At 34.2% G+C, this 12339-nt stretch carries 13 protein-coding genes; 11 read left to right on the forward strand and 2 right to left on the reverse strand.

Features of this window, described 5'->3' with window-relative positions:
• The first annotated feature begins 189 nt into the window (after nt 1–189).
• From BM121_RS09015 to phoU, 7 genes are all read left to right on the forward strand, one after another.
• Complete coding sequence (locus BM121_RS09015) at nt 190–1419, forward strand: MFS transporter (protein WP_091483308.1); 1230 nt, start codon at nt 190–192, stop codon at nt 1417–1419.
• 63 nt (nt 1420–1482) lie between these two features.
• On the forward strand, nt 1483–3621 hold the full coding sequence (locus BM121_RS09020) for a peptidoglycan D,D-transpeptidase FtsI family protein (protein ID WP_091483309.1): 2139 nt from the start codon (nt 1483–1485) through the stop codon (nt 3619–3621).
• A 272-nt stretch (nt 3622–3893) separates the two neighbouring features.
• Complete coding sequence (locus BM121_RS09025) at nt 3894–4925, forward strand: PstS family phosphate ABC transporter substrate-binding protein (protein WP_091483310.1); 1032 nt, start codon at nt 3894–3896, stop codon at nt 4923–4925.
• 107 nt (nt 4926–5032) lie between these two features.
• Nucleotides 5033–5989 (forward strand): phosphate ABC transporter permease subunit PstC, encoded by a 957-nt coding sequence (gene pstC / locus BM121_RS09030; RefSeq protein WP_091483311.1) that lies wholly within the window; start codon nt 5033–5035, stop codon nt 5987–5989.
• Nucleotides 5989–6873, forward strand: coding sequence for a phosphate ABC transporter permease PstA (gene pstA / locus BM121_RS09035; protein ID WP_091483312.1), 885 nt, complete (start codon nt 5989–5991; stop codon nt 6871–6873). The genes pstC and pstA overlap by 1 nt, the downstream gene beginning before the upstream one ends.
• A gap of 53 nt (nt 6874–6926) precedes the next feature.
• On the forward strand, nt 6927–7760 hold the full coding sequence (gene pstB / locus BM121_RS09040; protein ID WP_091483313.1) for a phosphate ABC transporter ATP-binding protein PstB: 834 nt from the start codon (nt 6927–6929) through the stop codon (nt 7758–7760).
• 57 nt (nt 7761–7817) lie between these two features.
• Nucleotides 7818–8477 carry a phosphate signaling complex protein PhoU gene (phoU, locus tag BM121_RS09045; RefSeq protein ID WP_091483314.1) on the forward strand — a complete coding sequence of 220 codons (660 nt, stop codon included), beginning with the start codon at nt 7818–7820 and terminating at the stop codon, nt 8475–8477.
• A gap of 35 nt (nt 8478–8512) precedes the next feature.
• Here the strand turns inward: phoU and BM121_RS09050 are convergent, their stop codons facing one another.
• Nucleotides 8513–8989: an endolytic transglycosylase MltG gene (locus BM121_RS09050; RefSeq protein ID WP_091483315.1), complete on the reverse strand. Its 477-nt coding sequence runs from the start codon at nt 8987–8989 to the stop codon at nt 8513–8515.
• A 27-nt stretch (nt 8990–9016) separates the two neighbouring features.
• Nucleotides 9017–9361 carry a hypothetical protein gene (locus BM121_RS09055; protein ID WP_091483316.1) on the reverse strand — a complete coding sequence of 115 codons (345 nt, stop codon included), beginning with the start codon at nt 9359–9361 and terminating at the stop codon, nt 9017–9019.
• 164 nt (nt 9362–9525) lie between these two features.
• Between BM121_RS09055 and rpmG the strand changes: the two genes are divergently transcribed.
• The 4 genes from rpmG (at nt 9526) to BM121_RS09070 (ending at nt 12333) form a co-directional block, all read left to right on the forward strand.
• Nucleotides 9526–9675 carry a 50S ribosomal protein L33 gene (rpmG, locus tag BM121_RS09060; protein WP_091483317.1) on the forward strand — a complete coding sequence of 50 codons (150 nt, stop codon included), beginning with the start codon at nt 9526–9528 and terminating at the stop codon, nt 9673–9675.
• 224 nt (nt 9676–9899) lie between these two features.
• On the forward strand, nt 9900–10478 hold the full coding sequence (locus BM121_RS09065) for a 5-formyltetrahydrofolate cyclo-ligase (RefSeq protein WP_091483318.1): 579 nt from the start codon (nt 9900–9902) through the stop codon (nt 10476–10478).
• Between the two features lie 52 nt (nt 10479–10530).
• Entirely contained in the window at nt 10531–10707 is a 177-nt protein-coding gene (locus BM121_RS22035) for a hypothetical protein (RefSeq protein ID WP_175495374.1), read from the forward strand.
• Nucleotides 10708–10782: 75 nt separating this feature from the next.
• Entirely contained in the window at nt 10783–12333 is a 1551-nt protein-coding gene (locus BM121_RS09070; RefSeq protein WP_091483319.1) for a rhomboid family intramembrane serine protease, read from the forward strand.
• Nucleotides 12334–12339 lie beyond the last annotated feature (6 nt).

The raw sequence follows: 12339 nt of genomic DNA on the forward strand, positions 1-12339 counted from the left end.
ATAGTTTGAAAGCTATAGTCCTTTTATTATTTATCCTTATCACCCTTTATGATTGCTCCATTTTCCTCTGAAATTTCTTCGATTTGCGCTTTTCAATCTGAGCATGACATTTTTTTCTTTAATTGATTAAATGTATATCTGCTATTATCTAGACCAAAATAAAGGTTAGATTGTAGTGAGGTGTAAAAGATGAGCGAAATGGTGAAAAGTTCTAAAAAAACAATGCCGAATAGTAAAGATCTAAAATTATTATTAACAATAGGCGGCTTATATGCACTAGCGACATTTTTATCCAATACATTTGTTAATATTTTCTTATGGAAACAATCAGGGGAATATATTGATATTGCTATTTATAATTTGTTTGTTTATATACTGCAGCCAATATCATTTGTTATCGCTGGAAAGTGGGCAAAGAAAGTAGATAGAACCATTATTATTAGAACTGGCGTTATAATTTTATCGATTTTCTATGTGACCGTATTATTAACAGGTGATAATGCTTCACGTTTTCCCTATTTGTTAGGTGCAATTTTAGGAATCGGTTATGGTTTTTACTGGTTAGCTTTTAATGTATTAACCTTCGAAGTGACAGAGCCTGAAACAAGAGATTTTTTTAACGGGATTTTAGGTACGTTGCAATCATTAGGTGGAATGATTGGTCCATTTTCTGCAGGTTTTATAATCACTAGGCTTGATAATTTTCAAGGATATAGTTTGATTTTCTTTATATCCTTTTTTTTATTTTTAATTGCTGTAGTATGTTCGTTTTTTCTAAAGAAAAGAAAAGCAACTGGCAAATTCTTTTTTAAACATGTAGCATTAGAAAGAAAGACCAATCGAAACTGGCGTAATATTTTGTATGCGCATGTTTTCCAAGGGTTAAGAGAAGGCTTATTTATTTTTATGGTGGCTATTTGGGTCTACATTGCTACTAATAGTGAATTTGCCTTAGGTGGGTTTAATTTAGCTGTCTCATTGTGTTCTTTTATCGGTTATTTTATGGTAACCAAACTCTTAAAGGTGGAACATAGAAAACACGCCATTTTGCTTGGTGGAATATTGTTATATGCAGGAGTTGGCCTATTTGTATTTCAAACAGGTTATTGGATGTTACTAGTTTATGGAATAGTCGTAGGATTTGCATATCCTATTTTTAATGTTCCGTTTATTTCATTGACGTACGACATCATTGGAAAAGCGAAAGGTGCAAAAGATTTAAGGATAGAATATATCATTATAAGGGAATTATTTGTTAATTTTGGTAGAGTGTCAGCTATATTGATTTTTATAGTCGGTGTTAGCCTGGTTGATCCTGAAACCATGATTCCCATTCTTTTGCTGACTATTGGAGGAGGTAACTTTTTTGCTTATTATTTTGTGCGAAGAACAGATTCATCAATTTATACTGTTAAATAGATAGTAAAGGTTTCTGGATCATGATATAATAGTTGGGATGTTTTTCATTAGGGGGAATGTAGGATGAACCAGCATCCGGATTTAAAAAAGAAAAAGAAATTAAAAAAGAAAAAGGCTCAATTGCCTATTCGAATAAATATATTATTTTTGAGCGTGTTTCTTGTTTTTTCATTGTTGATTGTACAATTAGGTGTTGTTCAAATACTTAATGGGGAAGAAGCACAACGACAGATTAATCAAACAGAGAACACCCCATCTGAAAAGCCAGTACCAAGAGGTAAAATGTATGATAGTGATTATAACCTGATTCTAGATAATAAAGCGATTAAGTCGATCACTTACACTCCTCCTAAAAATGGTGATACAGCAGAAGAACGGCTTGATTTAGCAGAAAATTTATCGAGATTTGTCACCATTATTAAAGATGAAGATGAACTTGAAGAAGCGATTCGAGAGCGTGATAAAAAGGAATATTGGTATTTAAAAAAAAGAGATGAAGTCGCTGGTTTGTTAACAGCAGAAGAAAGAGAAAAGCTTGAAACTGGAGAGGAGTACCAGGCTGAGCTTGATGCAATTACCGAAGAAAATTTGGCTGAATTTGATTGGACTTCTGATTTACTGAATGTACTTGCCATTAAGAAAGAACTAGATGCTGCTTACGAATTATCACCACATGTTGTAGTAAATGATGGTTTAACAGAAGCAGAATATGCACAAGTGGCAGAACACTTAAATGATTTATCAGGTATAGATGCAGTAATTGATTGGGACAGAGAACGATTGTATGAGGGAACGTTAAGTTCTTTCTTTGGTAATTTAACTTCATCTGACGAGGGTATACCACGTGAGAATAGCGATTTTTATTTATCAAATGGCTACACTTGGAATGATCGCGTTGGAACAAGTGGATTAGAAGAACAATATGAACACGTTCTGAGAGGAAGAAAGGAAAAAGTACAATATACAACGAATTCGCAAGGAGACGTGATTAACTCGGATGTTGTTGTTGAAGGTGAAAGAGGAAAAGACCTTGTCCTTTCTGTTGATATGGAATTTCAGTCTGAAGTGGATAAAATAGTCGAAGAAGAGCTTCGTACTGCTATAAATAATTCTTATAATAATACAGGGTACCTGGAGGATGCATTGGCAGTTGTGATGGACCCGCAAACTGGAGATATATTAGCATTGTCAGGTGTACGTTATGATGAGGATAACGATGAATACCTTAATCAGGCGTACAGAACCATCTATGACTCTCATGAGCCAGGTTCTGCAATTAAAGGTGCGACACTGTTAGCCGGATATCAGGAAGGTGTTGTTGATATTGGAACACATATGGCAGATGGAACGATCCAAATAAAAGGGACACCACCATTTCAATCTCATAAAGACTTAGGACCCAGCATTTCTGATGTATATGCTATTCAAGAATCTTCCAACGTATATATGGCGAGAATTGCAATGGAAATAGCCGGAGCAACCTATCGATATGAAGAACCACTTTATAACTTTGATAACAGTGCGTTTGACACGATGAGAAATTACTATAGCCAATTCGGTTTAGGAGTAAAAACTGGTATTGATTTACCGTTTGAAGCAACTGGTGTAACTGGTGCTGATCCTGCCGAAGGGAACTTACTCCACTTATCTATTGGTCAGTATGATACTTATACAACCTTACAGTTGGCACAATATGTTTCAACTATTGCCAATGATGGATACAGAATGAAACCTCGTCTGGTTGAGGAAATCAGAGAAGCAGGTAATGGAGATGGTACACCAGGTAAGATTATTGAATCCTTTAGTCCAGAAGTGCTAAATCGTGTTGACATGGATGATAAATATATAGAACGAGTGCAAGAAGGGTTTAGACGTGTATTTACAAATGGTACGGCTTCTAATCCGTGGAGTAATTTTCCTTATGAGGTGGCTGGAAAAACAGGTACAGCTCAGCGAACAAAGTATAAAGATATCGACGGAAAACCAGTGAAAGTCGATGAGACAGAGAATTTATCTTTAGTTGGGTATAGTCCTGCTGAAAATCCAGAGATTGCTTTTGCAGTCATAGTTCCTGAAAATGGAACAAATAGTAGCAGACATGCAGTTCACCATGCTATTGGTAAGAAAATTATCGAAGCCTATTATGAATTAAAAGATAAAAGTGACGAAGAAAAACAAGAACAAGTGGAAAATGATGAGTAACAGGATAAAAAAGCGGAACTAGTAATCTAGTTCCGTTTTTTTATGCACTTATGTCAGTATAATTCCTTTTAAGTAGAGGAAATTATTAAATATCCTTACAATCTAGTATCCTTCGCTTTCATTGTCTCTACGTCTTAATTTAAATAATAATGTCGAATTTACAATGTCTTAACATTGGGTTAATAGTAGGTTAATAGTTGTAAGTTACGATGTAAGAGAAGCTTAATTGACAAGCTTCTAAATCATATTGGCTATATAGGGGGAAACAAAAAATGAGTAAGTTCAAAATCATGTTGTTAGCTTTACTAGCTATCCTTACAATCGGGGTATTAGCTGCATGCGGAAGTGATTCAGAAGAATCTGACGACAATGAAGAAGCAAATGCAAGTGAAACAGACACTGAAGCAGAAGAAACAGAAGATACTGCTAGTGAAGAAGAAAATGCAGATGCTTCTGAAGAATTAGAAGGAAATGTTGTAATTGACGGTTCTGGTACAGTTTATCCGTTAATGGCAAGATTAGCAGAAGAATACATGGTTAATGAACAACCAAATGTTTCTGTTGAAGTAAGCCGTGCAGGTACTAGTGCAGGTTTTGAAAAATTCTTAGTAGAAGATGGTACAGATTTCAATGATGCATCACGTTCAATTAAAGACGAAGAACAAGCAAAAGCTGATGAACTTGGAATTGAAGTTATGGAAATTAAAACAGCTTTAGACGGTTTAACAATCGTAGTTAACCCCGAAAATGACTGGGCAACGGAATTAACTGCTGAACAAATTACCGATATTTTCGTAGGCAACGTAACAAATTGGTCTGAAATTAATTCTGACTGGCCAGATGAAAAAATCCAAGCGTATGGTCCGAATGAAAACCATGGTACTTACGAATTCTTCTATGAAGATATTTTAGAAGAACAAGATCTTGTTGGTGATATTAACCTTCAACAAGAATATTCCACGCTTGTAACACTTGTTGCAGATGATGTTAATGGAATTGGATTCTTTGGTTTTGGATACTATGACAATAACCAAGACCAAGTGCAAGCTGTAGGCATTGACTTTGGTGATGGTGCCGTTACTCCTTCTCTTGAAACAATCGGAGAAGAGGGTCCTTATGCAGACTACACTCGTCCAGTATTCACTTATTTAAATGTTAATAATGCACAAGAAAAACCAGAAGTTTATGACTATGCGGTTTATGTTGGAGAAACCATCAATGACTTTGCTGGTGAAACTGGATTTGCTCCAATTCCAGATGAAGAACAACAAGCACAACTTGAAGAAATTCAAGCTATTCAATAGAAGTAAGATTAGTATGTACTAATTATCATTAATATAATGGCTTCAATAAGATGGGGGCTTCATATGCTCTCATCTTATTGTGAGTTTAAGAAGGAGTGCTCCAAGAAATGGCAACGAACAGCGATTCAAATGTAAACAAAGCTGTTAATGTCAGTGAATTGATTGCCAAAAACAAGAAAAAGAAAAGTATAAACAATTATATGGAAAAGTTAGTTCCCACCATTCTTTTCTTGCTTGCGTCAATTACGGTTCTGACTACTATCGGAATACTATATACACTAATTAGCGAAGCAGTTCATTTCTTTATGGAAGTTCCAATATTAGATTTCTTTACTGGAACTGAATTAAAGCCACTTAGTCAAAATCCTGAATTCGGAATCTTACCTTTATTAAATGGAACAATTATTTCGTCACTTATTGCGATTCTTGTTGCAGGTCCGATTGGATTAATGTCGGCTATTTTTTTAAGTGAATATGCTTCAGATAAAGTAAGAAGAATTATAAAACCATTATTAGAGATATTGGCCGGTATTCCAACAATTGTTTATGGTTTTTTTGCATTCACTTTTGTTACTCCTTTAATTCGCACTTTTTGGCCACAGTTAGAGGCAACAAATATTCTAAGTCCTGGGCTTGTAATGGGAATTATGATTATTCCTATGATTGCATCTCTCTCTGAAGATGCAATGACTTCAGTTCCTAACGGGATTCGTGAAGGTTCGCTAGCAATGGGAACAACAAAATTAGAAACAACCGTGAAAGTTGTTATTCCAGCTGCATTTTCAGGAATCATAGCCTCATTCGTGTTAGCTATATCGAGAGCGATCGGAGAAACTATGATTGTAACAATAGCAAGTGGTAGTTCGAAAAACTTTAGCTTTGATATCACAGAATCAATGCAAACAATGACAGCATTTATCGTGGAAGTTTCTGGTGGAGAAGCTCCCGCTGGATCAACTTTACATTATAGTTTATACGCTGTTGCTTTAACGTTATTTGTATTTACGATGATAATGAATCTATTAGCAAAATATGTCTCTCGTAAATTCAGGGAGGAATATTAATGGAAAAGTTAGAAGCCTTACACCAAAATAATAAAATGAACGCACGTTTACGTAAAAATAGTATATGGAAGTCAATATTTTTCCTCTCTACATTATTTGGATTAGTTGTACTTGCTATATTAATCATCCGGGTACTCATCCAAGGTTTAGAATGGATAGATTTGGAATTCATAACCAGTCGATTATCGACACAGGCTGACAAAGCAGGTATTATGGGAGCTATTCTTGGTACATTATGGGTAATGGTAGTTGTTATTCCTGTCACACTAATTATAGGAGTAGGTTCAGCCATTTATTTAGAGTTATATTCAAAAAAAGGTAAAATTCAATCATTTATCGAAACGAATATTGCTAATCTAGCTGGAGTACCATCCATTGTTTATGGTTTATTAGGGTTAACAGCTTTTGTTCGACTAATGGATTTAGGGAATGTGGTATTAGCAGGTGGTTTAACTTTAGCATTACTTGTTTTACCGATACTCATTGTATCTGCTCAGGAAGCATTAAGAGCTGTTCCTGGCCATTTATCTGAAGCTTCTTATGGCATGGGCGCAACCAAATGGCAGACCATTCGAAAAATCATTCTACCCGCTGCTTTACCTAGTATTCTGACTGGTTCCATTCTAGCGTTGTCACGGGCAATTGGGGAAACAGCACCTTTGACAGTATTAGGGATCCCAGCATTATTAATTCCTTTTCCGCAAGGTTTATTAGATACATTTACAGCACTACCAATGCAAATTTATTATTGGACGCTTGATTCATCATTAGTTGCTGAATATGCCAATTTAGCTGCTGCAACTATTGTTATATTATTACTAATTTTGTTTATATTAAATTCTATAGCAATTATCATTCGAAATAAATACCATCAAAGAAATTAACAGATTGAATGTTGCTGTTATTCAACAAGACCAATGTTAAGGAGTGGGGGAAAATGAGTATAACTACTCAAAAGAAAGTTCAGATTGACGTGAAGAATAATGATACAACAACTGAAAGTAAAACAGAACAACCACGTGTTGTTTACGATACAAAAGATTTAAACTTATGGTACTCCGAAACCCATGCATTAAAAGATATTAATTTAGAAGTTACGGAAAATGAGGTAACAGCAATTATCGGCCCTTCAGGTTGTGGTAAATCAACCTATATTAAAACATTAAACCGCATGGTTGAGCTTGTACCCGGTGTAGGGACAACAGGCACAATAGCGTATAAAGGGAAAAATATTTTAGATAATTCTATGAAAGTAGAAGATCTACGCACTCAAGTTGGGATGGTATTTCAAAAACCTAATCCTTTTCCAAAATCAATATATGAGAACGTAACTTATGGTCCTAAAATCCATGGAATTAAAAAGAAATCGTTATTGGATGAAATTGTGGAGAATAGTTTAAGAGGTGCTGCCATTTGGGATGAAGTAAAAGATCGTTTAAATCAAAATGCCTATGGACTTTCTGGTGGACAACAACAAAGAGTTTGTATAGCCCGCTGTCTAGCGATAGAGCCAGATGTTATTTTAATGGATGAACCTACATCAGCTTTAGACCCTATTTCCACATTAAAAGTGGAAGAATTAATTAAGGAATTAAAGAAAAAGTATACGATAATCATTGTTACTCATAATATGCAACAGGCAGCACGAATTTCTGATAAAACTGTTTTTATGCTGAATGGTGAAGTAGTTGAGTTTTCGGAAACAGATCAACTTTTTTCAAATCCTAAAGATAAACGTACGGAAGATTATATTACTGGTCGTTTTGGGTAAGTCAGCAGAATATTAAAATGTATCATATCAAGAAATGATAGGGAAAGGGAGTACAAGATGGTAGGTAGAGAAGCATTCCAAGGTGAGTTACAACATCTAGAGGAACTGATAATTGAACTAGCAAAGAAAACAAAAGAACAATTGAAAGCAGCTATCGACACCTTATATGAAGCAGATGTATTACAAGCAGAACAGGTCATTCAAAAGGATAAAGAACTTGATGACTTGGATATGAAAATTAATGAAGAAGCGATTGTATTGATAGCAAGACAACAACCTGTTGCGACAGATTTGCGCAGATTAGTTGTAGCTCTTCGAATTTCAAATGATCTGGAACGTATGGCGGATAACGCAAAAAATGTGGCAAAATCTGCTATTCACTTAGGAGAGAACCACGGTATTCAAGTACATCCCTCTATTCAGGAAATGAAAAAAATAGCAGTAGAAATGATCGATTTAGCAATATTGTCATACGAAAATGAAGATATCACTTTAGCAAGGAAATTAGCCAGTTTGGATGATGTTGTTGATAATATGTATTCCACCATGTTGCGTGAATTATTAGAAGAGACCGCAACAAATCCACAAAAAATCCAACATATCATGCAAATGGCATTTAGTGGTAGGTATGTAGAACGAATTGGTGATCACGCAACAAATATTGGAGAAGACGTTATGTATTTAGTAAAAGGTGAATCACTAGACTTAAATAACTAAAATAAAACAAAGAAAGAGGAGTAGGTTTAAGTTATCTACTCCTCTGTTTGTCGTGTTAAAGTGTTAACCAATTCTTCCACCGACATTCCGCTATTAAGGTTGAATTCCCCTGTCTGAATAAATGTACTCAGCTCATTTTCTTCCATATAAGTGACGAACGCATCCTCATCAGAAATTAGTTCATTTTCATCTAGTAAATCGACAATTTCTGGGAATGTCATACCTGATTCTATCATGATTGTTGCTTCTTCCACTACTGTTTCATCCGTTTGTTCTAGTTCACTAGTATTTTGTTGTGAATCTTCTATTTCTTGTTCTAACTGATCTACCTTTGCTTCTAAATCTTCTTCATATACATAATAGCCGTCATCTTCTATTTTTTTAATAGATTCATTAATAGTGGGAGTATAAGTAGATTGCGCTTGTTCCGGTTTCTCTACATAAAATATAACACCTATTATGACAGCTGCAACTAATAATCCAAGAGAAAAGGCTCTAATGATTTGCTTCAAAGTAATCCCTCATTCTTTTAGGCTAGTTTAAAATTGTTTAATGATGGATATGACATCATATTCATTCATATTAAGTTGTTCTGCAATATAATCTGTATCTTGTCCTTGATTATATAAATCTTTCACTTTTCTCATTATTGGACTTTGTTGCGTATTAGCAGAGTTTATAGTTTGTTCAACTGAGAAATCATCAATCAATAATTCTTCTTCCAAAATATTTATTTTCTTTTTTAATTGATATGTTTCTTGTAAAGAAGAAATGGAGAATTGCTCCAGTTGATCTTCTAATTGTTTAAATTTATCTTGCATAAAAAAAGATAAAACCCATAATATTATAGCTATAATAATTACAGTACCTATTGCATAAAACATAACTTTCCTCCTAATTCTGACCATTATCTACATATACAGTTATACCATATTTTAGATTATAATAAAACATATACTTGAAATTATCGCTGCTTTTTGCTATTATATTCTAGGTAATGGTTCGATTTTGAAAAGAATGATGTATGATTTAGTTTGGAGGGAAAACCATGCGCGTTAACATTACTTTAGCTTGTACTGAAACAGGTGACCGTACGTATATTACGACTAAAAATAAACGTAAACATCCAGAGCGTTTAGAGCTTAAAAAATATAGCCCACGCTTGAAACGACATACGTTACACCGTGAAACCAAATAATCAAATGAATGGAAAAACTCTTACCACAAAATATTGGTAAGAGTTTTTCTTATATAATGGAAGGTACAAAGTTTTGGGTGTGCTCGTGCAATACTAGGAGGAAGGTCTTGTAGACGTATTGAATTCGTGTTTAATTTGGTATAGATTCTTCTTTCATGATAGTTCTATTCTATCCAATTATAATAGTGATCACACAATTAAAGTGAATTAGGCGGTGCAGATTGATGGAAAGTTTACCATTTATAAAGGAACAGCAACGGAAAAATACATTGCAGCGATGGAAACTAATCATGAATAGGAAATTTATCGAGCATTCTATTCATACGAAATTAATGCAGACAGATGTATGGGATCAGGCACAGACTATTGGTGTAACGATTTCCAAAGGATTAGAGTGGGATACCGAATATTTAATCAATAAAGCTTGGCAGCAAGGAAAAAGGATCGTAATTCCAAAATCCAATCCACACAACAACTCAATGGCGTTTTATCAATATCAAGCAGGAGACGAGTTAGAAAATGTCTGGACTGATATTTGGGAACCTTCCATATCAGATGCATTATGTATCGAGAAAAATCAAATTGACCTAATGATTGTACCAGGCGTCGTATTTAATAAGCAAGGTTTTCGGATAGGGTATGGTGGTGGTTTCTATGATCGCTATTTACAATGCTATACAGGTGCTACTGTGTCGCTCGCAGCAGATTTTCAGATTGTTGAAACGATAATTCCGGAAACACACGATAAACCAGTCGATATTCTGATATCAAACTTCGGTAAAATTTACTGTAATCATACATAATATTTTCAAAGAAGAAAATACTTTTGATAACAAACACTAGGAGTGAATAATGATGAAGGTATCAAAAGTTTTTTTCTTTTTGACTGCAATTGGAACCATTGGATATGTATTGCGTAACAGTATTATGAGTATGGTCATAAGAGTACCGATACTAAGAAGGTGGGGAGTACGAATAGCAATGAACATCCCGTTTATCCGTAATAAAATGATAGGTTCTATGTTTAAGTAAATTTCTAATCCTTATTATTATTCTAACTACTAATATTCATGATAAGATAAGAATAGTGATGAGGCAGGTGTTGACATGTTTATCAGAAACCAATTTGTCCAAAATAAACTGGTACTTCATTTAATGGAAAAAGAAGAATATGAACTCTTAACAACTTCTTCTAATCAAGAAGAATATTTGTTGTGGAAGAGAAATAAAAGAAAGACAGATATAGTGAGAGTATCATTAAAACAATATGATTGGAAAAAAGAACTAGAAGTATCTGTACAACAGGTTGAAAAAAAGGTTATACAGAATATCAAACTACCGTTATTTCAACAAAATATTTCGTTTCATCATATTTTTATTGCTGAATATCAACCTGTAGATAGTTGGAGCGATCTCAAGAAAAGAGATGTATCAACTAATAAAATTGATACTTCGTTTGTTTATATGTGGAGTCAACATCAAGATGAAGAGTTTGCTCGATTTTTTCAGAAAGCACAACTAACTCATGCATTAACTTTTTCTATCCCAGACAATTTATTAGAATTGGAATATCAAACAGAGTTATTAAAGCATCGAATTCAACAAATACATAAAACTGCTGAAAAAGAAATTTTAGCAGTTTTTAATAGAGGAAAACCGTTTCTTTCATATATTTTAATAGCGATTAATATCATGATGTTTCTCCTGTTGGAGTATAGAGGCGGATCAACAAATCTGGACACACTCATTCAATATGGTGCCAAGTATAATGTAGGTATGATAGAGGGAGAATGGTGGCGTATCATTACCTCCATGTTTTTACACATTGGTATACTTCATCTAGCTCTGAATATGCTTGCCTTATATTTTATTGGTACACTGGTAGAAAGAATTTACGGAAATATTCGGTTTATTATCATATATTTCTTTGCCGGTATTGCTGGAGGGATGGCTAGCTTTGCGCTAAATCCAAGCATTGCTGCCGGAGCTTCAGGGGCATTATTTGGTCTGTTCGGCGCACTGCTTTTCTTTGGAATCAAAAATCCGAGAATTTTTTTCAAGACAATGGGTATGAATGTCATCTTTATAATAATTTTGAATATTATTTTTGGTGTGTTTGTACCACAAGTTGACAATGGAGCACATATTGGTGGGTTAATTGGAGGTTTTATTGCTTCTGGTATTGTGATGCTACCAAAGTCAAAAGTGTTTATGCAACAGCTTATCGCGATTGTGATCTATGTTTTTTATATATTTGGACTTTTGGCATATGGATTAACCAATGATGAAGTACAGTATAACGAAACTCTGCAATTACAGCGAATACAGCAACTTCTGGAAGCAGAACAATATAATGAAGTAACAAAAATTGTTACAGAGACTTTACCATATGCAGAGCAATTAGAAGCAGAATTATTATTTTATAAGTCCTTTGCAAACATTCATTTAGAATCATTTGATCAGGCAAAAAGTGACTTAAAAAAAGTATTGGATCTAAAGTCTGATTTTGAAGAAGCATGGTATAATTTAGCTTTATTGTATCAACAAGAAGATGAATATGATAAAGCAATGGATGCCACGGAGCAATTGTTAGATCTGGACAGCGAAAATAGTAGTTATCAAGCATTATACCAAGAATTACAAAGAGCAGAAAATTAATCTCTG

The organism is Gracilibacillus orientalis (genome assembly GCF_900114645.1).
In the GTDB taxonomy this organism is placed as follows: domain Bacteria; phylum Bacillota; class Bacilli; order Bacillales; family Amphibacillaceae; genus Gracilibacillus; species Gracilibacillus orientalis.